The sequence below is a fragment of the Promicromonospora iranensis genome, from assembly GCF_028994805.1.
GTDB lineage: Bacteria > Actinomycetota > Actinomycetes > Actinomycetales > Cellulomonadaceae > Promicromonospora > Promicromonospora iranensis.
This window is the reverse complement of the sequence record NZ_JAJQQP010000006.1, coordinates 233,493-258,545: the sequence shown is the minus strand read 5'-3', so window position 1 is coordinate 258,545 and position 25,053 is coordinate 233,493. Positions and strand designations below refer to the sequence as shown.

Sequence of the window (25,053 nt, the reverse complement as noted above, 5' to 3'; positions counted from 1 at the left end):
ACCGTCTCAGCCGGACTTGCGGCGGAACATCTTCTGCACGGGGCCGGTCGTCTCCGAGCCGTGCACCGCACCGGTGTTCACATCGCCGGCGGATGTCCGGCGCCGAGCCGCGTTCTTGCGGTCCAGCGCTTCCCTGAACTTCGCCTTCGCGTCCGTGCTCGGCGCCGTCGCAACCGTGGGCTCTTCCGTGCCCTGGGTCTCGGCCGCCTCGGCATTGGGCTTCTCGTCCGTCACACCGATCACCTCCTCTTGTTTCGGGGGTCCCTCGATCGGGTCCGTCGTCGGCCCCAGCCTGCACCACGGCACTGTCGGGTGCCAACATTTTTGCGCACGGCCGAGTTGTGGGCGCCACCGGAGCGCGCCGAGCGCCCGCGCGAACCGCTATCCCTGGGCGGCAGCCCGCTCGGCGCGCTCCGCGCGCAGCGACGTGATGGCGCTCTCGAAGTCCTCGAGCGAGTCGAACGACTGATAGACGCTCGCGAACCGGAGGTAGGCCACCTCGTCGAGCTCCCGCAGCGGGCCCAGGATGGCGAGACCCACCTCGTAGGCGTCGATCTCCGCACTGCCGTTGCTGCGCAGGGTCTCCTCGACCCGCTGGGCCAGGATCGCGAGGTCGTCGTCGCTCACCGGACGGCCCTGGCACGCCTTGCGCACACCCGCGGCGACCTTGTCGCGGCTGAAGGGCTCGGTGGCGCCGGAGCGCTTGACCACGGACAGGCTCGCGGTCTCCACGGTGGTGAACCGTCGGTTGCAGTTCGGGCACTGCCGCCGGCGCCGGATCGACAGGCCGTCGTCGGCGGTCCGCGAGTCCACCACGCGCGAGTCGGCGTGGCGACAGAACGGGCAGTGCATGCTCACTCCTGCGTGGTCGACCACCGACCGGAGGCCTCCGGTCGCGCCCCGACGGTAAGCGGGCAAACCACCCCCATGCAACATCGCCGCACCATTTGACGACGAATCGCGGCCTCTCATCACTCCTTGGGAAGGAGCAACAGCTCCCCGACCCGGAGCGTACCGGTCGACATCTCGTTCAGGTCCTGCAGCCTGCCGACCGCGTGCCGCACGTCCTCACCGGGCTTCGCGATCTCCTGGGCGAAGCCCCAGAGCGTCTCCCCCGGCTGCACCGCGTGCACCCGGACCTCCGTGGGTTCACCCGGAGAGCTGGCGACCGCCGTCGCGCCCCACGTGACCATCGGTGCCAGAAGAAACATGGCCAGCAGGACCAGGACCACGCGGCCCCGCCTCGTGAGCCGCAGGCCGGACAGGCCGAGCCGGCCGGCCAGCGTCCGCGCCTCCGCCGGGGCGCACGCCGGGCTCGCGGCCGGTCGGGCCGCCGGCGCGTACGCCCTGCCGTACGACGGCGCATACGCCTGCCCGTACGCCTGCCCGTACGTCGGGGTGTACTGCCGCAGCGGGATCACGTCCCCCATGGCCCCTCCTCGAAGAGTGACTGAGCTCTTGTCGTTCATACAAGCGTTCGTCGAACGCCCGTACCATTGTGTAGCACGGGACACCGTCGATGTCGAGACACGCTCGAACATTCGTTTGAGCCGAGCGGGTTTGTGATCTAGAGTGGGTCACGCACGGGAGAACATTTGTCGGAACGGGAGGGGCACGGGCATGACGGGACGGGACGGGACCAGCGACACGAGAGCCGTCGACACGGCACTAGCTGTCGACATGACAGTCCCTGGCATCGCCACGTTGGGCACGGCAGGCGACAAGGCGGTCGCTGACGTGCACACGATCTCGCCGACAGACCGCCTCACCGAACGGCAGCGCCTCGTGCTGGACACGATTCGGCAGTCGTTCGAGACGCGGGGCTACCCGCCGTCGATGCGTGAGATCGGTGAGGCCGTCGGGCTGGCCAGCCCGTCGAGCGTCAAGCACCAGCTCCAGATGCTCGAGAAGAAGGGCTTCCTGCGCCGCGACCCCAACCGGCCGCGTGCCATGGAACTCGTGGAGCCACTGGCCGACCAGGTCGACAAGCCGACCCGCGGGGAGATCCACTGGCCCGAGCCGCGACGCAGCGGCCAGGTCCACTGGGGTGGTTCGGTGCCGGACGACGCCAGCACTCCGCCGCCGTCGTACGTCCCGCTCGTCGGCCGCATCGCGGCCGGTGGCCCCATCCTTGCCGAGCAGGTCGTCGAGGACGTGTTCCCGCTCCCCCGCCAGCTGGTGGGCGACGGCGAGCTGTTCCTCCTCAAGGTCGCCGGTGACTCGATGGTCGACGCCGCGATCTGCGACGGGGACTGGGTGGTCGTGCGGCGCCAGAACGTCGCCGAGCAGGGCGAGATCGTCGCCGCCATGATCGACGGCGAGGCCACGGTCAAGACGTTCAAGCAGGCCGACGGCCACGTGCTGCTGCTGCCGCAGAACCCGGCCTACGAGCCGATCCCGGGCGACGAGGCCCAGATCCTGGGCCGTGTGGTCGCGGTACTGCGCAGCCTGTAAGGCTCTGGACCAGCAGCGACAGACAGGTCTCGACATGCTCGACCGGCGGATGGCCCTCGGCCACCGCCGGTCGAGCATGTCGGGACCTTCTTGCTCCCCACTCCTCCCAGAGCCCGCAGTGCGCTAGAAGCCGAAACGCTTCTGCACCGCACGCACGCCGTCCGCGGACGCGCGCAGGCCGGCCAGCTCCTCGTCGGACATCGGCACCCGCACGTTGTCCGTCACGCCACGCCGGTCCACGAGCGACGGCACGGACAGGCACACGTCGCTGATGCCGTAGTAGTCGTCCAGCAGCGAGGACACCGGCATGATCCGGCGCTCGTCCTTGAGCACCGCCTCGATGATGCGGGTCCCGGCCAGGCCGACCGCATAGTTGGTCGCGCCCTTTCCTGCGATGATCCGATACGCGGACTCGACCACCTCGTGGTGCACCTCCGCGCGCATCGCGGCGTCGAGCGGCGGGTTGTCGCCCAGCGGCTCCCAGTCGAGGAGCGGGACACCGCCGATCGACGCGGAGCTCCACAGGGCGATCTCCGAGTCGCCGTGCTCGCCGGCGATGTAGGCGTGCACGTTCCCGACCGCCACACCGCACCGCTCGGCGAGCACCACGCGCAACCGGGACGAGTCCAGGACCGTGCCGCTGCCGAACATCTGCTCGCGCGGCAGTCCGGAGATCTGGAGCGCCGCGTAGGTCACGACGTCGACCGGGTTGGTGACCATCACGTAGATCGCGTCGGGCGCGACGTCGACCAGGCCGGGCAGGATCTCGCGCATCAGCCCGATGGTCCCCTCGGCGAGGTCGAGACGGGTCTGCCCGGGCTTCTGCTTCGCCCCCGCGGTCACGACGACGACGTCGGCATCAGCACAGACGGCGACGTCGTCCGAGCCGATGACCTGCGCCTGGGAGGTGAACATCAGGCCGTGCTGGAGGTCGAGCACCTCGGCCTCGACCTTCGACCGGTTGATGTCGTGCAGGGCGATGGTCCGTGCCGATCCGCGCGCGAGGGCGGCGAACGCCAGCGTGGACCCGACGGCCCCCGCACCCACCACGGCGAGCTTGGTGGTGCGGGAACCGGAGGGCTGTGTGGCCGGGACGTCCGAAAGGGCTGCCATGCCTCCAGGCTATGTGTCGAGCCTCGCCAGCGCGGCGCGGACCAGCGCGGAGTCCGTGGTGGGCCAGAACCCCGGCATCGAACGGGTCAGGAACGACGCGTAGCGGGCGGTCGCGAGCCGCGGGTCCAGGACGGCCACCACTCCCCGGTCGTCCATGCTCCGCACGAGGCGCCCGGCACCCTGCGCGAGCAGCAGCGCCGCGTGCTGCGCGGAGACCGCCATGAACCCGTTGCCGCCCGCCTGCTCGACCGCGCGAGCACGCGCCGCCTTGACCGGGTCGTCCGGGCGCGGGAACGGGATGCGGTCGATGAGCACGAGCTGGCACGACGGCCCCGGGACGTCGACGCCCTGCCACAGGGACAAGGTGCCGAACAGGCAGGTGGCCGGGTCCTCGGCGAACTGCCGCACCAGCGTGGGCAGCTGGTCGTCGCCCTGTGCCAGGATCGGGACGTCCAGTCGCTCGCGCATGGCCTCCGCCGCCGCGTTGGCCGCGCGCCGGGACGAGAACAGGCCGAGCGTGCGTCCGCCGGCGGAGGTGATGAGCTCGGCGATCTCGTCGAGCTGCGCCTCCGTCGTCGGCTCGCGGCCGGGGGCCGGCAGGTGCCGCGCGACGTACAGGATGCCCTGGCGCGGGTAGTCGAACGGGCTGCCCGCGTCGAGGCCCTGCCACGGCGGGGCGTCCTCGCCCTTGAGCCCGAGCGTCGCCGCCACCGGCTCGAACGTGCCGCCCAGCGCGAGCGTCGCCGACGTGAACACGCCGGTCGCCTCGCCCAGCAGGTGGGTCCGGATCAGCCCGGCCACGTGCAGCGGCGCCGCGTGCAGACGCGTCACGCTGTCACCGAACCCGCCCCAGCCGTTGTCCGGGCGCGAGCACCACAGCACGTCGGCGGTCGTGTCCTTGAACGCCATGCGCTCGGCCGTCTCGAACAGCTGCAGCATGGCGCCCTGCGCCATCTTCAGCCCTGGTTCCGGCTGTCCGGCGGGCTGCCCCTTGCCGCCGCCCGCCTCCGGCTTCAGCATGCTCAGTACCTCGCGGGCGGCGTCGCGCACCGCGCCGACCGCTGCGCGCAGCTCGTCCGGCAGACCCTCGGGGAACCGTTCGGCCGGTGCCGTGACCAGCAGGGTCCCGAGGGCTTGCGCCGCCTGGTCGAGAGCGTCGGTGTTCGTTCCGGCGTGCCGCCGGGCCAGGCGTGCGGCGCTCTCCACCGAGGCCATGGACAGGTCCACGGTGGCCGACGACGTGACCCGGTCCGTGAGCTCGTGCGCCTCGTCCACCACCACGACGTCGTGCTCCGGGAGGATGCCCGGGCTGCCGGTGGCCGCGATGCCCAACATCGCGTGGTTGGTCACCACCACGTCCGCCTCCCGGGAGGTGGCGCGCGCCTTGTCCGGGAAGCACTCGGCGAGCATGGGGCACTTGCCGCCCAGGCACTCCATCGCGGTGACCGAGACCTGGCGCCACGCCCGGTCGGGCACACCCGGCACGAGGTCGTCCCGGTCGCCCGACTCCGTCTCCCCCGCCCACTCGTGCAGCCGGCGGACGTGGTCGGCGAGCGTCGCCGCATCGTCCTTGCGCCGGCCCCGAGCGCCTCCGGCGGCCGCGGGCTCCTCGGTGCGCGGGTGGTCCTCGCCGCCGGGCAGGTCGAACAGGGTGGGCTCGTCGGCGGGGTATCCGCCGCCGACCTTGTGGACGCAGAGGTAGTTGTGCCAGCCCTTGAGGAGCGCGATCCGCGGCTCGCGCGGGAGCTGGGGCGTCACCGCCTTCGCCACGAGCGGGAGGTCGCGGGTGATGACCTGGCGCTGCAGGGCCAGGGTGGCGGTCGAGATGATGACCTTGCTGCCGGCGGCCACCGCGTGCCGGACGGCGGGCACCAGGTAGCCGAGCGACTTGCCGGTGCCGGTGCCCGCCTGGACGAGCAGGTGCTCGCCCTTCTCGATGGCCTCGCCGACCGCCACCGCCATGCGGTGCTGACCGTCCCGGCGCCCTCCGCCCAGCTCACCGACGGCGAGGTCGAGGAGCTCCTCGACCTCGGGAATCCGTTCGGCGGTAGTGGTTGCGGTAGGGGCGTCGGGAAGGCTGGTCACACGTTCGATCCTAGGCCGGACCACCGACATGCACCCCACGTCGTCCACAGGCGTCGGTGGCTGGGCGGGCTACCCCTTGACCGCCCCGCCCAGGCCGGCCCCGCTGAGGAACAGGCGCTGGAAGGCGAGGAAGAGGGCGATCGGCAGCACCGTGGAGATCGCGAGCGCCGCGAGGAACACGTCGAGCTCCAGGTAGGGCGCGATGGCCGGCAGCCGGACGGACAGCGGCTGGTGGGCCGGGTCGGGGAGCACCAGCAGCGGCCAGAGGTAGTCCTTCCACGCGGCGATGACGGCGAAGACGGAGACGACGCCGAGGATCGGCTTGGACATCGGGAGCACGATGCTCCAGAGCAGCCGGAAGGGTCCGGCGCCGTCGACGCGGGCGGCCTCGAAGATCTCGCGCGGGAGTCCGTCGAAGAACCGTTTGACGAGCAGCACGTTGAACGCGCTGGCGCCCATGGGCAGCCAGACGGCCCAGAACGTGTTGAGCAGGCTGACGTGGACGATCGGCAGGTCGAGGATGGTCAGGTACAGCGGCACGAGGAGCACGACGGACGGCACGAAGAGCGTCGCCAGGACGAGCCCGAAGATCACGTTGCCGTACCTGGGCCGCAGCACCGACAGCACGTAGCCGCCGGTGGTGGCGACGAGGATCTGGAAGAACCAGGCCCCCACCGCGACGATCAGCGTGTTGACGAAGTAGTGGTCGATCTCGGCCCTGGTCCACGCGGTGGCCAGGTTCGCCCAGTCGACCCCGGTGGGGAACAGACCGAGGGGGTCGCGCAGGGTTTCCTGGGTCGGGGTGACGGCGGCCTTCGCGAGCCAGAGGATCGGCCCGAGCCCGACGACGACCAGGGCGACCAGCAGACCGCCCTGCAGTATCCCGAGGGAGCCTCGTACGCTCGGCCGGCGCCGGTCGTGGGAGGAGACGATGCCCCGTGCGGGCAGCTCGGGCCGGGTGGCGCGCCGGCGGGCGACGGACGGGGTCCGGGTGTTCGCGGCCATGTCAGCTGCTCCAGGGTCGGGTCACGCGGAAGTAGACCGCGGAGAGGACGGCCAGGACGCCCGCGAGCATCAGGCTCAGGGCGGTCGCGGCGCCGTAGTTGCCGCCGAGGCTGCTCCCGAACGCGTAGTCGTAGATCAGCATCAGGACGGTGAGGGTGGCGTTGTTGGGCCCGCCCCCGGTGAAGAGGAACGGTTCGAGGAACACCTGCGCGGTACCGATCACCTGCAGGATGAGCGTGATGAAGAGGACGCCGCGCAGCTGGGGCAGCGTCACGTGCCAGATCTTGCGCCACACGCCCGCGCCGTCGACCTCCGCTGCCTCGTAGAGCTCGGTGCGCACCCCGACGAGCGCGGCGAGGTAGATGATGACGGTCCCGCCGGCCGCAGCCCAGGTCGCTTCGAGGACCAGGGACGGCATGGCACTGGTGGCGTCCTGGAGCCACGGGTACGGGCCGAGCCCGACCCAGCCCGCGATGGTGTTGAACACGCCGGTGTCCGACGGGTCGTAGAAGAACTTCCAGAGCAGCACCGCCACGACGGGCGGCACGACGACGGGCAGGTACGCCAGCGCGGAGAACAGGCCTCGCATCCGGCGCACCTCGCTCATCAGGACCGCGGCGGCCAGCGGCAGCGGGTACCCGAAGACGAGTGCGAGCAGGGCGAACCACAGTGTGTTCGTGACGGCCTTGCCCAGGAGCGGGTCCTGCAGCACGAACACGAAGTTGTCGAGCCCCACGAACGCGGGGGCCGTGACGAGGTTGGTCTCCTGGACGCTCATGACCAGCGCGCGGCCGATCGGGAACCAGGAAAAGACGCCGAACACGAGGATCATCGGACACGCGATGATCAGGGTGCTCAGACCGCCGTCGCGCAGCCATTGGCGGGGGGTACGGCGCCGGGAGTGGTGGGGCCTCGGGGGCGACGGCGGTGGTGGAGCCGGAGCCGTGGCTCGCAGCGGGCTGGAGATGGTCGTCATCGTGGATCCTTCGCTTCGGTGGCCGAGCTCGCCCGGTGGACGAGCTCGGCCAACGGGGAGGTCAGCTGCGGTCGAGCAGGCCCTGGATCTGGGTCTGCGCGTCGGCGAGGAGCGCGTCGATGTCCGCGTCCTTGTCGGTCAGCACCGCCTGGACCACCGGGTCGAGCGCCGCGTACACGTCCTGGGTGGCGACGGCGGGCTCGGGGATGACCGGCTGGTCGAACATCTGCTCGGTCATGGGCTGGAAGTTCTCCAGCGGGACGTTGACGAAGTCCTTGATCCAGCTCTGCTGCTGCTCGTAGGTCGCCTGGTCGAAGATCGGCAGGGCCGGTGCGCCGACGGGCTGGTCGGTCCTGGCAGCGATCTCAGCTTCGGCGACGGCGGCCTCCTGGTCGGTGAGCTTGGAGATGTAGTAGAAGTCGATCCACTTCACCGCTGCTGCCTGCTCGGCCTCGGACGCCGCAGAGCTCACCGCGGCGAGCGTGCCGCCGCCGAGCGTGCCGGCGTCGTCGCCCTCCAGCGGCAGCACCGTCACGCCGTACTCGTCGGGATTCATCTGGTTCTGTGTGAACAGGTTGGGGTAGTTCGCTCCGCCTGAGACGTACATGCCGATCTTCCCGGCGGCGAAGTCCTGGTTGATGGTGCTCCAGTCGTACAGGAAGCTCGCGCCCATGGAGTCGTCCTCCCAGCGCATCTCCTGCAGCATCTCGAGGGCCTGCACCGTGGCGTCGTTGTCCACGGTGGCGGTCGCCTCCTCGCCCTCACCCTCGACGATGCGGCCGCCGAGCGCGTAGGTCTCGGTGGTGAGGATCCAGCCGCCCGTGTTGCTCTGCGTCATGTGGGCGTAGCCGGCCTGGCCGGTCTCGTCCGCGATGGCCTGGGCGGCCGCGCGCACCTCGTCCCAGGTAGCGGGCGGGTTGTCCGGGTCGAGCCCGGCCTCCTCGAAGAGCGTGCGGTTGTAGTGCAGTCCCTGGTTGTAGGCGGAGATCGGGACGGCCCAGATGCCGCCGTCGGCGTCCTGGCCGGCCTCGGCGATGGTGGGGTTGAACTGGTCCGCGTAGGGCAGCTCCGCGACGAGGTCGCTGATGTCGGCGATCTGCTCGCGCTCGATGAGGGCGCGGCCGTCGGTGAACGGGATCGGGAAGACGTCGGGCAGCGTGCCGCCGGCGAGCTCGGCGGCGAAGGTCGTGCCGGACCAGGTGAACTCCTTGGTCGCCACCTGGATGTCCGGGTTCATCTTCTCGAACTGCAGGACCCGCTCCTCGAACGCGGCGATCGCCTCCGGCTCCAGACCGGCGTCGATGGCGACCTCGATGGTCACCGGCCCGGTGGGCTCGGCGGCAGGCTCTTCGGACGAGCCGCAGGCCGTGAGGGTTCCTGCGACGGACAGGACGCCCACCAGGGCGATCGCTGCGCGCTTCTGTGCTGACTTCATTGTCACTCCTTGGTCGTGTGCCGCGGGGGCGGCACCTCTGGGGCAGGCACTGCTGGGGAAAGACCGTTGGGCAGGGGAAGACCGGGGTCAGGACGGCAGGTCGAGCCAGACGGCCGTGTCCGGTCCGACGGCGCCGTCGACGGGAGCGCTCGCCAGGAGCACCGCGGCTCCGGCGGGCAGCGGGACGGGAGCCGCCCCGAGGTTGACGACGCACGCGAAGCGCGCGCCGCGGGTGAACGCGAGGACGTGGTCGCCCTCGTCGTCCAGGTCCAGACCGAGGTCGAGCCACGCGAGCTCCTCGGTGTGCAGCGCGGGGAGGCCGCGCCGCAGGTGCAGCCCGCGACGGTAGAGGCTCAGCATCGAGTCCGGGTCGCTGTCCTGGGCCTCCACCGAGTAGTCCGCCCAGTCGGTGGGCTGGGGCAGCCAGGGCGTGCTGCCGCCGTCGGGCCCGAAGCCGAGGCTCGTGCCGGTGCGGGTCCACGGGAGCGGCACGCGGCAGCCGTCCCGGCCGGGATCGACGCCTTCCGACCGGAAGTGCATGGGGTCCTGGATGAGCTCGCGCGGGACGTCCGCCTCGGGCAGGCCGAGCTCGTCGCCCTGGTAGACGTACAGGGCACCCGGCAGCGCCGCGACCAGCAGTGCGGCGGCCCGCGCCCGGCGGGCGCCGAGCTCCAGGTCGGACGGCGTGCCGAACCGCTTGGTCGCGAAGTCGAAGGACGAGTCCTCTCGCCCGTACCTGGACACGGGCCGCGTGACGTCGTGGTTCGACAGCACCCACGTGGCGGGAGCGCCCACGGGGGCGTGCGCCTCGAGGGTCATCCGGATCGACTCGCGCAGCTCCTTGGCGTCCCAGGGCCGGGCCATGAAGTCGAAGTTGAACGCCGTGTGCATCTCGTCGGGGCGCAGGTACTGGGCGAACCGCTCGTGGTCCGCGAGCCACACCTCGCCGACGAGCACACGCGGCTCGGCGTAGGACTCGGCGACGCGCCGCCAGCCGCGGTAGATGTCGTGGATCTCGTCGCGGTCCAGGTGCGGGTGCTCCCCCGGGCCCACCGTCTCCGGCACCTCCGGCAGCGCGGGGTCCTTGACGATCAGGGCCGCCGAGTCGATCCGGATGCCTGCCGCGCCCCGGTCGAACCAGAACCGCAGGACGTCCTCGTGCTCCTGCCGGACGTCGGGGTGGTTCCAGTTCAGGTCCGGCTGCTCGGGGGTGAACAGGTGCAGGTACCACTGGCCGGGTGTGCCGTCCGGGTTCGTCGTGCGGGTCCAGGTCTGCCCCTGGAAGCTCGACACCCAGCCCGTCGGGATCCGCGCCCCGTCGGGTCCCCCGCCGTCGTGGAACCAGAACCGCTCGCGCTCCGGCGAGCCGGGGCCGGCCGCCAGCGCGGCGCGGAACCACTCGTGCTCCGCCGAGACGTGGTTGGGGACCACGTCGACGATGGTCCGGATGCCCAGCTCGCGGGCCTCGGCGATCAGCGCCTCGGCGTCGTCCAGGGTGCCGAACGCCGGGTCGATCCGGCGGTAGTCCCGCACGTCGTAGCCGCCGTCCGCGAGCGGCGACGCGTACCAGGGCGTGTACCAGATGGCGTCCACACCCAGGTCGCGCAGGTAGCCGAGCCGCGAACGGACACCGGCGAGATCACCGGTGCCGTCGCCGTTCCCGTCCGCGAAGCTGCGCGGGTAGATCTGGTAGATCACCGCACTGCGCCACCACTCGGGCCCGGCGGTGGGCAGTTCTGCTGCAGGCTCGGACGTCGTCGTCATGCGGTGAACCGTAAGTCACATGACAACGGGAGCGCAAGAACTCGACAGTAACCTTATCGATTCGTGACAACCTTCGCCGCAGCGGTGGAGGCACGGACCACGAGCTCCGGTTCGAAGAGCAGCTCGTCGCGCGGCACGTCGCTGCCGTCGATGAGTGCGGCGAGCAGGTCGACGGCGGCACGGCCCATCGGCTCGATCGGCTGGCGCACCGTCGTCAGGGCCGGATCGGTGGAGTTCATCAACGCCGAGTCGTCGAAGCCGACCACCGACACGTCCGCCGGGCACGAGAGCCCGACGCGCCGCACCGCCCGGATCGCGCCGAGGGCGAGCGGGTCGCTGGCGCAGACGATCGCGGTGGCACCCCGCTCGATCAGGCGGTTGGCCGCGGCCTGGCCGCTCTCCAGGGAGTACTGCGAGTGCACCACCAGGTCGGCGTCGAGCGCGAGGTCGTGCCGCTCCGCGAACCGGCGGGCGGCGGCGAGCTTGCGCTCCGAGGGAACGTGGTCGGCCGGGCCCAGCAGCAGACCGATCCGCTGATGGCCCAGCGACGCGACGTGGCCCATCGCCTGCTCGATCGCCACGAGGTCGTCGGTGGCGACGCGCGGGAAGCCCAGGTCCTCGATCGACGCGTTCATGAGCACCACCGGCAGCCCGAGGTCCTCCAGCCGCCGGTAGTGGGAGTGGTCGGCCTCTCGCTCCGCGTAGAAGCCGCCCGCGAAGATCACGCCGGAGACCTGCTGCTGCAGCAGGAGATCGATGTACTCGGCCTCGGTGACGCCGCCGGCCGTGCGCGTGCAGAGCACCGGCGTGTACCCCTGCTGGGCGAGCGCGCCGCCGATCACCTCCGCGAACGCGGGAAAGATCGGGTTCACGAGCTCCGGCAGGACCAGCCCGACGAGCTTGCCGCGACTGCCCCGCAGCTTGGTGGGCCGCTCGTAGCCCAGCACGTCGAGGGCCGTGAGCACCGCGTCCCGCGTGCCCTGGGACACCCCGGGCTTGCCGTTGAGGACACGGCTGACCGTCGCCTCGCTGACCCCTACCTTCTTCGCCACATCCGCTAACCGTCTCGACATGACGTCGATCCTAGTCACGAACAACGCAAACCGCTTGCAGGGATTTCATGCTCCTGCAAGCGGTTTGCGTATCTCTGCCGTTCGGTGCCGGGTGCGTCCGGGTCAGGACGCGACGGCGACCCGCTGCAGCTCGGTGGCGAGCTGCTCGTCGACGCGGCCACGCAGGTGCGTGCCCGCCGCGACGTGCTCGGTGAGCTCGATGTCACCGTGCTCGTGCACCCGGTGCACCAGGTCGCCCCGCTCGTACGGGACGACGAGGTCGATCTGGATGCCCGGCCGCGGCAGCTCGGCGGCGATCCGGGCACGCAGCTCGGCGATGCCCTCGCCGGAGTGCGCCGAGACGACGGCGGTGTGCCGCTCCCGTCGCTGTATGCGACCGACGACCGTCGGGTCGGCGATGTCGGCCTTGTTCAGCACCACGATCTCGTGGACGTTCTCGAAGGCCGGGATCTCGGACAGCACCTCGCGGACTGCGGCGATCTGTCCCTCCGGGTCCGGGTGGGACGCGTCGACCACGTGCAGCAGGATGTCGGCCTCGCCGACCTCCTCCAGCGTGGACCGGAACGCCTCGACGAGCTGGTGCGGCAGGTGCCGCACGAACCCGACCGTGTCCGTGAAGGTGTAGACGCGGCCGTCCTCGGTCTTGGTGCGGCGGACGGTCGGGTCCAGCGTGGCGAAGAGCGCGTTCTGGACCAGCACACCCGCGCCGGTGAGCGCGTTGAGCAGCGAGGACTTGCCCGCGTTCGTGTAGCCCGCGATCGCGACCGCTGGGATCGCGTTGCGCTTGCGGCTGAGCCGCTTGGTCTCGCGGGCCGGCTTCATCGCGGCGATCTCCCGCCGCAGCTTGGCCATCCGGTCACGGATGCGCCGCCGGTCCAGCTCGATCTTGGTCTCACCGGGACCGCGCGAACCCATACCGGCGCCCGCGCCGCCCACCTGGCCACCGGCCTGGCGGGACATCGACTCGCCCCAGCCGCGCAGGCGCGGGAGGAGGTACTCGAGCTGTGCGAGCTCGACCTGGGCCTTGCCCTCACGCGACTTGGCGTGCTGCGCGAAGATGTCCAGGATGAGGGCCGTCCGGTCGACGACCTTGACCTTGACCACGTCCTCGAGCGCACGGCGCTGGGAGGGCGCCAGCTCGCTGTCGACGATCACGGTGTCGGCTCCCGTCGCCAGGACCACCTCGGCGAGCTCCAGGGCCTTGCCGGACCCCAGGTACGTGCCCGGGTCAGGCTTCTGCCGGCGCTGCAGCATGCCGTCCAGCACCTGGGAGCCGGCCGTCTCGGCCAGCGCGGCGAGCTCGCGCAGCGAGATCTCCGCGTCACGGGCGGCACGCTCACCACCGGTGAACAGGCCGACGAGCACCACCTTCTCCAGGCGCAGCTGCCGGTACTCGACCTCGGTGACGTCCTCGAGCTCGGTCGACAGACCGGCGACGCGGCGGAGCGCCGTGCGCTCCTCGAGATCGATCTGGTCGCCGTCCGCCGCGGTGTGCACAGTGCGGCCGTCGGCACGTGCGGTCCCCGCCCGAGCGAGAACCCGTGCCACGACATCGTTCGCGATCGCCTGGGCATCTGCCTGGACTGCGCGGAGTTCGGGCGTCTCCTCTGCGGGGAGCTCGGGCTCTGTCGGGGTGTGGGTCATGTATTACCTAACTCTCGATGGTTCTTCCCTCTGCACAACAAGGATCCCACGCCCGAAAGTCCCACGGCTATGTCTTTCCCGCACCGAGGACCGCGGACCGCCTGCCTGTGGATAACTACCCGGTGCCGACAGCCTGCGCTGCCAGACTGGACGAGCAACGATCACCACACGCAGGGGGCGGTAGAGCCATGCTCGAGAAGGACCAGGAACGAACCCGGTCGGGCCACCCGTGGACCGACGAGGAGACCACGGAGATGGTGGCCCTGGCGCGCGGCGGTGCCGATGCCGACGCCATCGCGGCCCAGGTCCGGCGAGGCGTGGCCTCGGTGCTGAACCGGCTGCGCCGGATGCTGCCGCTGGAGCATCGCTCGTGCCCTTCGGACATGATCGTGTCCGCCCTGCGCGACCACCTGCGCGACCCGGGCTACGACTGGCGGGCGAACATGCTCCTGACGCCGGCCCCGCGACCGGTGGTCCGTCCGCCGGACATCGTCCGGACGGGCGTCACGGGACTGGTGGACGACGACCTCGTCGGCATCACGCACAGTGTGCTGCTGGACGACCGCGCTGTGACGGCCGAGCTCCGCGGACGCCTCGTCGGCTAGGTCAGGCAGCGCGGTCTGGCCCCGGAGGTCGTCAGGTCCCACGAGAGGTACCTCACCGGGCTCCGCGAGCCCGCCGTGCTGCGGGACCTCGACGAGTGGCTCCACCGCTGGTCGAAAGGAGTGGGTCTCGGCACCGGCCGGTACGCCTGGGTCCGGCCCGTGGGAGTGACACCGGCACGATCTCCGTGGCGGAAGGCTCGCACCGGTCGTCCTGCCCGGCAAGCGCCTAGGATCGTGCGGTGTCCACCGACCACTACTTCACCGCGCAGCCCGCCTCGGACGACGAGCGCCGCACCCGCACCGTCCACCTCGCCGGTCGGGAGCTGGAGGTCGAGGTGGCACCGGGAGTCTTCTCGCCCAGCGGGGTCGACAAGGGCACCGCGGTGCTGCTGAACGGCGTGCCCACGCCCCCGCCGTCGGGCAACCTGCTCGACCTGGGGTGCGGCTGGGGGCCCATCACGATCTCCCTCGCGCTGGAGGCACCGCACGCCACCGTGTGGGCCGTCGACGTCAACGAACGCGCCCTCGACCTGGTGCGTCGCAACGCCGAGCGGCTCGGCCTGGGCAACGTCCGGGCGGCCCTGCCGGACGAGGTGCCTGCGGACCTCGAGTTCGACGCGTGCTGGTCCAACCCGCCGATCCGGGTCGGCAAGCAGGCACTCCACGACCTCCTCACGCGCTGGCTCCCCCGGCTCGCGGACGGCGCCGAGGCCTGGCTCGTCGTGCAGAAGAACCTGGGATCCGACTCGCTGGCGCGCTGGATCACCGACACGCTCGGGCTGCAGGTCGCCCGGGAGGCGTCGTCCAAGGGGTTCCGCATCCTGCGCGTGGCGGGCTGACGCCGCACGCCCGCCGCGCCTCTCCCCCGACCGGGCAGCTCGCTCGGAGCTGCGCGCCGCAGGCACCCTAGCGAGCGACCTGCCCGGAGTAGACCAGCGCCGCAGGGCCCGCCAGCTCGACGTTGCCGCTGGGCAGGAGCCGCACCCGCACCTCGCCGCCGGGCACCTCGACGATCCACGTGTCGGGCGCGCCGGCGCCGGACGACCCTGCCTGCCAGGTCCGGACCGCGAGCGCCGCGGCGCAGGCGCCCGTGCCGCACGACGGCGTCTCGCCCACACCGCGCTCGTGCACCCGCATGCGGAGGCGGCCGACGACGCCGTCCGGGCCCTCCTCCTCGCCGAGCGGCACCACGAGCTCGACGTTGGTGCCCCGCGGGGGCAGGGGCGCGACCTCGGGGGCGTGGAAGAGCTCGAGGGACTCCAGCTCGTCGAGGCTCGCAAGGGCGACGACCGTGTGCGGGTTGCCGAGGTCCACGCTCAGGGCGGGGCGGGGCGCGGTCCATCCGTGGACCGCGACCGCGGCATCGTACCCGTCGGCCGCGGCGGACTCGCCGCCGGGCAGGAACCAGGGCCCCATGTCGACGGCGTACCAGCCGCCGGGCTCCTTGGTGACCCGCTTGACGCCGGCACGCGTGCCGAGGCTGAGCGGGCCGGCGGACAGGTCGGCGAGCCCTTGCTGCTCGGCGAAGGCCGCGAAGACCCGGACGCCGTTGCCGCACATCTCGGCCACGGAGCCGTCGGAGTTGCGGTAGTCCATGAACCACTCGGCCGTCGGGTCCTCGGCGAGGGCGTCCTGGGCGGCCTGCTCGCCGGCGCGGGCGAGCGCCGCGGTCGGGGCGAGCCGGATCACGCCGTCGCCGCCGACGCCGCTGCGCCGGTCGGCCAGCCTGCGCACCTCCTGCGGTCCGAGCTCGAGCACTCCCTCGGGGTCCGCGATCAGCACGAAGTCGTTCTGCGTGCCGTGTCCCTTGGTGAAGGCGAGGGTGTCGGGCGTCGGGGCGGAGGGCACAGAGCTGGTCGCGGGCTGCGTCATGACCCCAGGCTACGGCGCACGGGCTCGGTCCCCGCAAGCGGCAAGGCGTCGGCGTCGGCGTCGGCGACGATCGCGAGGGCCGCGTCGAGCAGGTCGGGGGCGGCCGCGTCCAGCCAGTGCACGCGCGGGTCGCGCCCGAACCAGCCCATCTGCTTGCGCGCCAGCCGCCGGGTGTTCGCGGTGATGGCCTCCCGCGCCTCCGCCTCGGTGGTCTCGCCACGCCACCAGGCGAGCACCTCCGCGTAGCCGACGGCGCGGACGGCGGTGACGCCCAGGCCGGCCCCCGTCCCGCCCTGCTCAGGGCTCGCCAGGGACCGCACCTCGTCGACCAGACCGGCCTCCCACATGCGGTCCACGCGCGACGCGACGCGCGCGTCCAGCACCTCTCGGGAGCAGTCGAGGCCGATCTGTACGGCGGGCCGCACGTACTCCTGCCGGGGCAGGTTGGCCGTGTAGGGGCGGCCGGTGATCTCGATGACCTCCAGCGCTCGCACGATGCGGCGGGTGTTGTGCGGCCCGATGCTTGTCGCGGCCTGCGGGTCCAGGCCGGAGAGCTCGGCGTGCAGGGCGCGGCGGCCCTCGGCCTCGGCGCGCGCCTCGAGCCGGGCCCGGATCTCCGGGTCGGTGCCCGGGAAGTCCATGGCGTCGAGCAGCGCCCGCACGTAGAGCCCGGAGCCGCCCACGACGACGGCGCGCGCCCCCCGCCCGGCGATCGCGTCCAGGTCGGCGCGCCCCGACTCCTGATAACGGGCCACCGAGGCGTCCTGGGACGGGTCCAGCACGTCGAGCTGGTGGTGCGTGATCCCCCGCCGCTCGGCCGGCGGCACCTTGGCCGTACCGACGTCCATGCCGCGGTAGAGCTGGAAGGCGTCGGCGTTGACGATCTCCGCGGGACGGGTCTCTGCGGTGCCGGACCCTGCGGTACCGGACTCTGGGGTACCCAGCGCCTCGGCGAGGTCGAGCGCGAGGTCCGACTTCCCGGTGGCGGTGGGACCCACGACGGCGACGACTATCACGCGGCCACCTTACGGGTCGCCTCCCGCGACCTCCTTGCGGTCGGGCGGGACGTCGGCGCCTGTCGGCATCACGACAGGATCGTCACCCGGTACTCCGGGGGCAGGTGGTCGTGGGACACCTCGAAGACTTGGACGTCCGCGGTCCACCCGTCCGCCCCCGCCGCCCGCAGTGCCGCCCGCAGCCCGTCCGTGAGCGCGCCGGGGCTGCTGTCCGGCCCACCGGGCGCTCCCCCGCCCGCGACGACCAGGCCGTCGGTGCGGCGGAGCAGGCCGGCCGCGCGCTCGTCCAGCACCGCGCCGTGCGGCGGTACCTCCAGCGTCTCGACGTCGGCGGTCCGCGCACCCAGCACCTCCGCGAGCGCGAGCAGGGCCACCGACGCACCGGTCCCGGCAGGCGGCAGGCCGTCGTCGGGCGCCGGGGTGAGCCGTCCCGTCGAGGCATCCGGCAACCAGCGGTCACTGATGCCGGACCCCGCCAGCGAGGGCCGCAGCCGGCCCTGCCGGAGCGCCGGGCCGTGGGCGAGGACCGACGGCAGCCCGCCGCCGGAGGTGAGCTCGGCCGTGAGCTCGGCCAGGGCGGCGCGGACCGCGGCACGAACCGGCGCCAACGGGTCCCGCCGCAGGCCAGGGGCCACCCCGTCGAGAAGCAGGGGGGTCGCAGGCAGGATGACGGCGCGCACGATCCATGAAACTAGCAGGAGGCCCGGCCTCAAGCCGTTCCCGGGAGATTCCACCCCTTTCTCACGCGATCGACGCAGCGAGGTCAGGGGTCTGGCGGGTACTGTGGGCAGGTGAGGTTCTTCGGGTCACGACGCCGGAACACGGCGGGCGACGGCGACCGTGCGGCCACCGGCCCGCAACAGCCCGAGCCCAGGGAACTCGACGATGACGAGCTGCGGGCACAGGTCGAAGGCGTTCTGCTTCGAGAGCTGACGGGCGGTCTCGACGATCCCTCCTCCATCCCTGAGCCGTTGACGCGCGACCGCGTGGTCGAGTGGCTGGGTGAGAACGGGTTCAGCTATTTCGTGGACTCGGAGGGCGACGTCGGCGGGCTGTGGCACGGCTGGCTGTTCTACTTCCTGATGGTCGGCGAGAGCTCCGAGGTGCTGCAGGTACGCGGGCAGTGGCACCGCGACCTCACCATCGAGCGGCTCGAGGAGATCCTCGAGCTCTGCAACGAGTGGAACGCCGAGCGCATCTGGCCCAAGACGTACGTCCGGGTCCGCGACAACGGAGCGGTGCTCGTCTACACCGAGGTCACCGTCGACCTGGAGCACGGTGTCACCGAGGACCAGCTGGACCAGCTCCTGCAGTGCGGGCTGACGACCGGCTCCATGTTCTTCGAGCACCTCGACGAGACGTTCCCCGACCCGCTGAGGTCTGCGCCATGAGCCGCGCACCCGGCGGGGGCGGCGCCAGCCGCTGGCTCGCACGACTGCTGAACCCGCGCCCGGCGGCGGCCCGGCGTTCCCCGGGCATGCAGACCCGGACCATCGCCAACGTCCAGGTCGAGAAGCCCCGGCCGCTGAGCACGCAGCGTGTCGGCGACGACCTCTCGCGGCGCGGCTACCGGTTCCGCATCGACGACGACGGCGACGTCACCGGCACCTGGGACGGCAACCGGTTCTGGTTCCTGCTGCTCGGCGAGCACGACGAGATCCTGCAGGTGCGCGGCCGCTGGGCGGGCACGCTGCCCGGCGGGGCGCGCCTCGCTGTGCTGCAGGCCGCCAACGACTGGAACCGCGAGCGCATCTGGCCCAAGGTCTACACGCGCGAGGAGGCGGCAGGGCTCGCCCTGTACGCCGAGGTGTCGGTGGACTTCGAGCACGGCGCCACGGACGACCAGCTCGCCCAGACGGTCTCGTGCGGCCTGGTCACGGCCAGCCAGTTCTTCTCGACGGTCGCCTCGCTCGCCCCGCCGTCGGACACCGAACCGGGTCCGGACGCGGAGCCGGGCGACACCGCGAAGTAGGACCGAAGTAGGACCCTGGTCCCGCTCCCGCGGTCCTACTTCCCGCGGAGGGCCGGCAGGCCCAGCGAGACCGGGCCCGACGGCGCCGGCGTGCCGTGGGAGTGGGTGTCCTCCCCGCCGCCGAGGCGCACCTTCTCACGCTGCGCCCACGCGTCACCGGAGCGGGTGCGCCGCACCACGAGGGGCCCCGCGGACACGGGGTCGGCGATCAGGTGGTGCGGGGCGGCCTTCGTCACGGTGACGGTCACCATGTCGCCGGGTCGCGGCAGCCCTTCGGGAACGACGGCGGCCAGGCGCAGGTCGTCGAGGCTCGCCGGGGCGCCGGTGAGCTCGAGCGTCGGGGCAGGCAGGCCGACGTGCACCAGCCGGTTGTCCTCCGCTCGCCCGGAGAGGCGGTGCATGGCGCCGTCCTTCTTGCCGGAGCCCTCGGACACGAGCACCTCGAGCGTGCGCCCGATCTGCTTGTCGGCCTCCTCGGCGCCGATGCGCTCCTGCAGGGCCAGCAGGCGCTCGAACCGCTCCTGCACCACCGCCTTGGGCAACTGGTCCGCCATCGTCGCGGCGGGCGTGCCCGGGCGTGGTGAGTACTGGAAGCTGAAGGCCGAGCTGAACCGGGACGCCTCGACGACGCGCAGCGTCTCGGCGAAGTCCTCCTCGGTCTCACCCGGGAAGCCGACGATGATGTCGGTGGTGATCGAGGCGTCGGGCATCGCGTCGCGCACGCGGTCGAGGATCCCCAGGAACTTCTCCGAGCGGTACGAGCGGCGCATCGCGCGCAGGATCCGGTCGGATCCGGACTGCAGCGGCATGTGCAGTTGCGGCATCACGTTGGGGGTCTCGGCCATGGCGGCGATGACGTCGTCGGTGAACGCGGCGGGGTGCGGGGACGTGAACCGCACCCGCTCCAGGCCCTCGATCCGGCCGCAGGCCCGCAGCAGCTTGGCGAACGCCCCCCGGTCGCCGAACTCGACGCCGTAGCTGTTCACGTTCTGGCCGAGCAGGGTCACCTCGATGGCGCCGGCGGCGACGAGCGCCTCGACCTCCGCGAGGACCTCTCCCGGCCGACGGTCGCGCTCCTTGCCGCGCAGGTGCGGCACGATGCAGAAGGTGCACGTGTTGTTGCAGCCCACCGAGATGCTGACCCAGCCGGCGTAGACGGACTCGCGCTTGGTCGGCAGCGTGGACGGGAAGACCTGCAGGGACTCCGCGATCTCGACCTGCGCCGCCTCGTTGTGCCGCGCGCGCTCCAGGAGCACGGGCAGGGCGTCGAGGTTGTGCGTGCCGAAGACGACGTCGACCCACGGCGCCTTCGCCACGATGTCGCCGCGGTCCTTCTGGGCCAGGCACCCGCCGACGGCGATCTGCATACCCGGCCGGGCCGCCTTGATGCTGGCGAGCTGGCCCAGGTTCCCGTACAGCTTGTTGGCGGCGTTCTCGCGCACGGCGCACGTGTTGATCACCACGACGTCGGCGGCGTTCGCGGCCTCGTCCTGGCTGGACGCGCGGGTGTAGCCGGCCTCCTCGAGCATCCCGGCCATGTGCTCGGAGTCGTGCACGTTCATCTGGCAGCCCAGCGTGCGCACCATATAGGTACGCTGCGGCTGCTCCGGAGCCTCGTCGTGGACGGCTGGATCGGTCCAGCGGTCGGTCGCGGCGGCGTCGGGCAGGGCTGGGGCGGGGGCGGTCGTGGACATCCCGACGATTTTACGACCCCTGTCGAGGCATGCCGAACCACGAAGTTTCACCACCAGAGCGGGCCATAGCGGGCATCTGTTACCGAAACGTTGTGCCCCGATGACCCGTCGACTTGGTCCTTGAAACATCGGATCGTTAGGTTCAAGGGATGGACCAGAGCACCCCGACCACCGGCCAACCGGCGGCCGACGAGACCGTGGACGCTCCGACGTCGGACCGCGTCCTCGGGGCGCCCCTCGTAGAGCTGAACCACGTCAACAAGCACTTCGGTGAGCTGCACGTCTTGCAGGACATCGATCTCACCGTCCACAAGGGCGAGGTACTCGTCGTGATCGGCCCGTCCGGGTCCGGCAAGTCGACGTTGTGCCGCGCGATCAACCGCCTCGAGACGATCGACGACGGCAGCATCGCCGTGGACGGGAAGACCCTGCCCGAGGAGGGCAAGGCTCTTGCCCAGCTGCGGGCCGAGGTCGGCATGGTCTTCCAGTCGTTCAACCTGTTCGCACACAAGACCGTGCTCGACAACGTGACCCTCGGGCCGCGCAAGGTGCGCGGCATGAGCAAGAAGGACGCCGAGGAGCTGGCACGCACCCTGCTCGACCGGGTGGGCGTCGGAAACCAGGCGGGCAAGATGCCCGCCCAGCTCTCCGGCGGTCAGCAGCAGCGCGTGGCGATCGCACGGGCTCTCGCGATGCAGCCCAAGGTGATGCTGTTCGACGAGCCGACGTCGGCACTCGACCCCGAGATGGTCAACGAGGTGCTCGATGTCATGGTCGCCCTCGCCGAGGAGGGCATGACCATGATCGTGGTCACGCACGAGATGGGCTTCGCCCGCAAGGCTGCCCACCGCGTCGTCTTCATGGCGGACGGCCAGATCGTCGAGGAGGCTCCCCCCGAGGAGTTCTTCACCGCTCCCAAGAGCGAGCGGGCCCGCGACTTCCTCTCGAAGATCCTCACCCACTGATCTTTCACTGACTGAGCCAAGGGTTCCGTACCGGATCCCGCACTTACCGAAGGGGAATCATGCGTAAGCACACCATGGGGCTGCTGGCAATGGCGGCAGCGACCACTCTCACACTCTCTGCCTGTGGCGGCGCCGAGGTCGGGGGCGAGTCGGAAGGCGAGGAGACCGCGGCCGGCGGCGAAGGCATCACCATCGGCATCAAGTACGACCAGCCGGGCCTCGGCCTGCAGGACGGTGCCGAGTACACGGGCTTTGACGTCGACGTCGCCAAGTACGTCGCGAACGAGCTCGGCTACAGCGAGGACCAGATCACCTTCAAGGAGACGCCTTCGGCCAACCGCGAGGCGATGCTCCAGAACGGTGACGTCGACATGATCTTCGCGACCTACTCGATCACCGACGAGCGCAAGGAGGTCATCGACTTCGCCGGCCCGTACTTCGTCGCCGGTCAGGACCTCCTCGTCGCCGCCGACAACACCGACATCACCGGCCCGGAGGACCTCGAGGGCAAGAACCTCTGCTCGGTCACCGGCTCCACCTCGGCAGAGAAGATCAAGACCGACTACGCCGAGGGCGTCCAGCTCCTGGAGCGTCCGGGCTACGCCGAGTGCGTGACTGCCCTCTCCGCCGGCCAGGTCGACGCCGTCACGACCGACGACATCATCCTCGCCGGTCTCGCGGCGGCCAACGGTGACGGCAACCTCAAGGTCGTCGGCAACCCGTTCTCGGAGGAGAACTACGGGGTCGGCCTCCCCAAGGGTGACGACCGGTGCGAGGACATCAACGCAGCGATCACCAAGATGATCGACGAGGGTGCGTGGGAAGACGCAGTGGCCGCGAACACCGAAGGTACTGACTACACGCCGAACGCGGACCTCAACCCGCCGACGCCGGAGGCTTGCGCCTGACGTCTCCACTCGTAGTGAAACGGGATCGCGCCTGCCGTGCGAGGCGCGATCCCGTTCGCTGAGGGGGCGGCACTCCTGCCGTCTGAGACCTGACCGACCGGGGTGCGCCTGCCAAGGGCGCACCTCACCCGAAAGGTGACCCGTGAACGACTATCTGTCCGGGCTCGGCTCGCTCGTGGAGCGGTACGACGTGCTCGGGGCGTTCTGGACCAACATCCAGCTGACGTTCTGGGGCGCGCTGATCGCCCTGGTGCTCGGCACCGTGCTCGCGCTGATGCGCATCTCCCCCATCGCGTCGCTGCGGTGGGTCGGTGCCACGTACGTGAACATCCTCCGCAACACGCCGCTGACGATCATCATGACCTTCATGGTGATGGGTGTGTGGACCGCACTCCAGCTCCAGCTGGCCGACACGTTCGAGAGCAACTTCTTCCGCCTGGCGGTCGTCGGCCTGGCTGTCTATCACGCGGCGTTCGTGTGCGAGTCGATCCGCTCCGGCGTGAACACCGTTCCGCTCGGGCAGGCAGAGGCGGCACGCGCGATCGGACTGTCGTTCCTGCCTGCTGCGCGCCTCATCATCCTGCCTCAGGCGTTTCGCGGCGCGATCGCGCCGCTCGGCAACACGCTGATCGCGCTGCTGAAGAACTCCACCGTCGCCGCCGCGGCCAGTGTCTCCTGGGAGACCGCCTCGACGATGAAGACGATGATCGAGTTCAATCCCAACTACCTCTGGGGGATCTTCGCGATGTTCGCCCTCGGCTACGTGATCCTGGTGATCCCGATCGGCGTGCTGACCACCTGGCTGTCCCAGCGACTGGCGGTGCAGCGATGAGCGCATCAGTCCTCTTCGACGCCCCCGGACCCCGGGCCCGCGCCTGGACATTCGCAGGAAACGTGCTCGGCGCTGTCGTCGCGATCGGCGTGGCCGTCTGGGTGCTGATCCAGCTCAACGCCAAGGGCCAGCTCTCGTGGGACCTGTGGGGACCGGTGTTCTCCACCCGTACCTGGCAGTACTACCTGCTCCCCGGCCTGGTGAACACACTGCGCGCTGCAGCCTTCGCGATCGTCGGCTCTCTCGTGTTCGGGCTCCTGTTCGGCATGGGCCGGCTGTCCCAGCTCGCCCCCGTGCGCTGGGTGTGCGGCGTGTTCGTCGAGTTCCTGCGTGCCGTACCCGTCCTGCTCATGATGGTGTTCTTCTACGGGCTGTTCGGTGTGCTGCTGCCGGGTGTGAGTGACAAGGCGTTCCTCGCCGTCGTCGTCGCCCTCATCCTGTACAACGGGTCCGTCATCGCCGAGCTGGTGCGGTCCGGCGTGGGAAACCTGCCCCGCGGTCAGCGCGAGGCCGGTCTGGTGGTCGGTCTGACGGAGGGCCAGGCGCTTCGGTCGATCCAGCTTCCACAGGCGCTCGTAGCCATGCTGCCCGCCATGGTGTCGCAGATCGTCGTGGTGCTGAAGGACTCTGCGCTCGGCCAGATCATCGGCTACCAGGAGCTGCTTCGTGCCGGGCAGATCGTCTACTCCGGTGACGGCAACCCGCTGCAGGTGCTCACGGCCGTGGCCGTGGTCTTCATCCTCCTGAACGTGCTCCTCACGGTGGTGGCACACCGGCTGTCCAAGCTGCTGTCCAGCCGGACCGCCGCGGCACCGCTCGAAGGAACCGGCATCGGCAACCCGACAGCGGTCGCCGGAGGGTCCAGGGTGTGACTGGCGCGCGCCAGTCGATGACGGTAGGTCGGTAGAACGTCAGGTGGTCGGTAGCTCGAGCTACCGACCACCTGACGTTCTACCGACCTACCGACCTACCGCTCGGGCGCCGCGTCAAGCCAGCACTCCCTCAGTCCGCGGCGTAGTCGAGGTCGTCCGTGTCCTCGCCCTCCGCGGCGAGCGCCTCCCGCACCAGCTCGAACGCCAGCCCGGGCGCGTAACCCTTTCGCGCGAGCGAGCCGACGGCGCGACGGACCCGCACCTGGCGGTCCAGGCTGCGCGTGCGCGTGATCAGCTTGGTGGCCAGCTTGGCACCCGCCACGCGCTCGTCGTCGGGGTCGAGCTGATCCAGGGCCTCCGTGGCCGTGTCCTCGTCGATGCCCCGCCTGCGCAGCTCGGCGGCGATGCCACGGCGCGCGAGACCCCGCTCGGCATGGCGGGTGCGGACGATGGTCTCCGCGTAGGTCGCGTCGTCCACCAGACCCACCTCGTCGAACCTGTCGAGCACCTGCTCGACGACGTCCTCCGGGTAGCCCTTGCGGGCCAGCGACTGCTCCAGCTCGCGCCGGGACCGCTGTGCCGCCGTCAGGGTCTTCAGGACTACCTCACGAGCCTTCTCGACGGCCTCGTCCCGGCTGATCTCGCCGGCCTCCAGGCGCTCCGCGACGGACTTGCGTGGTGCACGGTCGGCGCTGCTGCGCCCTCCGCGGCTGCTCGTCCAGCCACCGTCCCGAGCGGCCGGACGGCCCCGACGCTTCCCCACGCCGG

25 protein-coding genes are annotated in these 25,053 nt (G+C 71.1%); 9 read left to right on the top strand and 16 right to left on the bottom strand.

Annotation, left to right across the window (positions count from 1 at the left end; all coding sequences use genetic code 11):
* Positions 1-6: 6 nt before the first annotated feature.
* From LUM46_RS12195 to LUM46_RS12185, 3 genes are all read right to left on the bottom strand, one after another.
* The gene (locus tag LUM46_RS12195; protein ID WP_274994209.1) at positions 7-234 is read right to left on the bottom strand and encodes a DUF5302 domain-containing protein; all 228 of its coding nucleotides are present in this window, start codon (positions 232-234) and stop codon (positions 7-9) included.
* 147 nt (positions 235-381) lie between these two features.
* Complete coding sequence (gene nrdR / locus LUM46_RS12190) at positions 382-852, bottom strand: transcriptional regulator NrdR (RefSeq protein ID WP_274994208.1); 471 nt, start codon at positions 850-852, stop codon at positions 382-384.
* A gap of 119 nt (positions 853-971) precedes the next feature.
* Entirely contained in the window at positions 972-1,430 is a 459-nt protein-coding gene (locus LUM46_RS12185; protein ID WP_274994207.1) for a LysM peptidoglycan-binding domain-containing protein, read from the bottom strand.
* A 250-nt stretch (positions 1,431-1,680) separates the two neighbouring features.
* On the opposite strand from LUM46_RS12185, the gene lexA reads away from it, so the two are divergent.
* The gene (lexA, locus tag LUM46_RS12180) at positions 1,681-2,454 is read left to right on the top strand and encodes a transcriptional repressor LexA (RefSeq protein ID WP_274994206.1); all 774 of its coding nucleotides are present in this window, start codon (positions 1,681-1,683) and stop codon (positions 2,452-2,454) included.
* A gap of 123 nt (positions 2,455-2,577) precedes the next feature.
* Here the strand turns inward: lexA and LUM46_RS12175 are convergent, their stop codons facing one another.
* From LUM46_RS12175 to hflX, 8 genes are all read right to left on the bottom strand, one after another.
* Positions 2,578-3,567: an L-lactate dehydrogenase gene (locus LUM46_RS12175; protein WP_274994204.1), complete on the bottom strand. Its 990-nt coding sequence runs from the start codon at positions 3,565-3,567 to the stop codon at positions 2,578-2,580.
* Between the two features lie 9 nt (positions 3,568-3,576).
* Positions 3,577-5,652, bottom strand: coding sequence for an ATP-dependent DNA helicase (locus LUM46_RS12170; RefSeq protein ID WP_274994202.1), 2,076 nt, complete (start codon positions 5,650-5,652; stop codon positions 3,577-3,579).
* Positions 5,653-5,721: 69 nt separating this feature from the next.
* Positions 5,722-6,657 (bottom strand): carbohydrate ABC transporter permease, encoded by a 936-nt coding sequence (locus LUM46_RS12165; protein WP_274994200.1) that lies wholly within the window; start codon positions 6,655-6,657, stop codon positions 5,722-5,724.
* Between the two features lies 1 nt (position 6,658).
* Entirely contained in the window at positions 6,659-7,633 is a 975-nt protein-coding gene (locus tag LUM46_RS12160) for a carbohydrate ABC transporter permease (RefSeq protein WP_274994199.1), read from the bottom strand.
* A gap of 61 nt (positions 7,634-7,694) precedes the next feature.
* Positions 7,695-9,068, bottom strand: coding sequence for an ABC transporter substrate-binding protein (locus LUM46_RS12155; protein WP_274994198.1), 1,374 nt, complete (start codon positions 9,066-9,068; stop codon positions 7,695-7,697).
* 87 nt (positions 9,069-9,155) lie between these two features.
* The gene (locus LUM46_RS12150; protein ID WP_274994197.1) at positions 9,156-10,832 is read right to left on the bottom strand and encodes a glycoside hydrolase family 13 protein; all 1,677 of its coding nucleotides are present in this window, start codon (positions 10,830-10,832) and stop codon (positions 9,156-9,158) included.
* Positions 10,833-10,885: 53 nt separating this feature from the next.
* Positions 10,886-11,905, bottom strand: a complete 1,020-nt coding sequence (locus LUM46_RS12145; RefSeq protein WP_274994196.1) for a LacI family DNA-binding transcriptional regulator — start codon at positions 11,903-11,905, stop codon at positions 10,886-10,888.
* Between the two features lie 102 nt (positions 11,906-12,007).
* The gene (hflX, locus tag LUM46_RS12140; protein WP_274994195.1) at positions 12,008-13,549 is read right to left on the bottom strand and encodes a GTPase HflX; all 1,542 of its coding nucleotides are present in this window, start codon (positions 13,547-13,549) and stop codon (positions 12,008-12,010) included.
* A 188-nt stretch (positions 13,550-13,737) separates the two neighbouring features.
* Between hflX and LUM46_RS12135 the strand changes: the two genes are divergently transcribed.
* Both LUM46_RS12135 and LUM46_RS12130 read left to right on the top strand, forming a co-directional pair.
* A complete protein-coding gene (locus LUM46_RS12135; protein ID WP_274994194.1) occupies positions 13,738-14,154 on the top strand; it encodes a hypothetical protein in 417 nt (138 codons plus the stop codon).
* A 239-nt stretch (positions 14,155-14,393) separates the two neighbouring features.
* Positions 14,394-14,993, top strand: coding sequence for a class I SAM-dependent methyltransferase (locus LUM46_RS12130; RefSeq protein ID WP_274994193.1), 600 nt, complete (start codon positions 14,394-14,396; stop codon positions 14,991-14,993).
* 67 nt (positions 14,994-15,060) lie between these two features.
* On the opposite strand, the gene dapF is transcribed toward LUM46_RS12130, so the two are convergent.
* From dapF to LUM46_RS12115, 3 genes are all read right to left on the bottom strand, one after another.
* Positions 15,061-16,026, bottom strand: a complete 966-nt coding sequence (dapF, locus tag LUM46_RS12125) for a diaminopimelate epimerase (protein ID WP_274994192.1) — start codon at positions 16,024-16,026, stop codon at positions 15,061-15,063.
* Positions 16,023-17,042, bottom strand: coding sequence for a tRNA (adenosine(37)-N6)-dimethylallyltransferase MiaA (gene miaA / locus LUM46_RS12120; protein WP_274994191.1), 1,020 nt, complete (start codon positions 17,040-17,042; stop codon positions 16,023-16,025). The genes dapF and miaA overlap by 4 nt, the downstream gene beginning before the upstream one ends.
* Before the next feature lie 68 nt (positions 17,043-17,110).
* Entirely contained in the window at positions 17,111-17,722 is a 612-nt protein-coding gene (locus LUM46_RS12115) for a hypothetical protein (RefSeq protein WP_274994190.1), read from the bottom strand.
* A gap of 111 nt (positions 17,723-17,833) precedes the next feature.
* On the opposite strand from LUM46_RS12115, the gene LUM46_RS12110 reads away from it, so the two are divergent.
* Positions 17,834-18,433, top strand: a complete 600-nt coding sequence (locus LUM46_RS12110; RefSeq protein ID WP_274994189.1) for a type III secretion system chaperone family protein — start codon at positions 17,834-17,836, stop codon at positions 18,431-18,433.
* Positions 18,430-19,014 (top strand): type III secretion system chaperone family protein, encoded by a 585-nt coding sequence (locus tag LUM46_RS12105; protein ID WP_274994188.1) that lies wholly within the window; start codon positions 18,430-18,432, stop codon positions 19,012-19,014. Before LUM46_RS12110 ends, LUM46_RS12105 begins: the two co-directional genes overlap by 4 nt.
* Positions 19,015-19,049: 35 nt before the next feature.
* Here the strand turns inward: LUM46_RS12105 and miaB are convergent, their stop codons facing one another.
* Positions 19,050-20,708 carry a tRNA (N6-isopentenyl adenosine(37)-C2)-methylthiotransferase MiaB gene (gene miaB, locus LUM46_RS12100; protein WP_274994187.1) on the bottom strand — a complete coding sequence of 553 codons (1,659 nt, stop codon included), beginning with the start codon at positions 20,706-20,708 and terminating at the stop codon, positions 19,050-19,052.
* 149 nt (positions 20,709-20,857) lie between these two features.
* Here miaB and LUM46_RS12095 point away from each other — a divergent pair, with 149 nt between their 5' ends.
* From LUM46_RS12095 to LUM46_RS12080, 4 genes are all read left to right on the top strand, one after another.
* Positions 20,858-21,673, top strand: coding sequence for an amino acid ABC transporter ATP-binding protein (locus LUM46_RS12095; protein ID WP_274994186.1), 816 nt, complete (start codon positions 20,858-20,860; stop codon positions 21,671-21,673).
* 59 nt (positions 21,674-21,732) lie between these two features.
* A complete protein-coding gene (locus LUM46_RS12090) occupies positions 21,733-22,581 on the top strand; it encodes a glutamate ABC transporter substrate-binding protein (RefSeq protein WP_274994184.1) in 849 nt (282 codons plus the stop codon).
* A gap of 142 nt (positions 22,582-22,723) precedes the next feature.
* The gene (locus LUM46_RS12085; RefSeq protein ID WP_274994182.1) at positions 22,724-23,413 is read left to right on the top strand and encodes an amino acid ABC transporter permease; all 690 of its coding nucleotides are present in this window, start codon (positions 22,724-22,726) and stop codon (positions 23,411-23,413) included.
* Positions 23,410-24,285, top strand: a complete 876-nt coding sequence (locus LUM46_RS12080; RefSeq protein ID WP_274994181.1) for an amino acid ABC transporter permease — start codon at positions 23,410-23,412, stop codon at positions 24,283-24,285. The genes LUM46_RS12085 and LUM46_RS12080 overlap by 4 nt, the downstream gene beginning before the upstream one ends.
* Before the next feature lie 130 nt (positions 24,286-24,415).
* Here LUM46_RS12080 and LUM46_RS12075 read toward each other — a convergent pair whose 3' ends face one another.
* The gene (locus tag LUM46_RS12075) at positions 24,416-25,048 is read right to left on the bottom strand and encodes a regulatory protein RecX (protein ID WP_274994180.1); all 633 of its coding nucleotides are present in this window, start codon (positions 25,046-25,048) and stop codon (positions 24,416-24,418) included.
* Positions 25,049-25,053 lie beyond the last annotated feature (5 nt).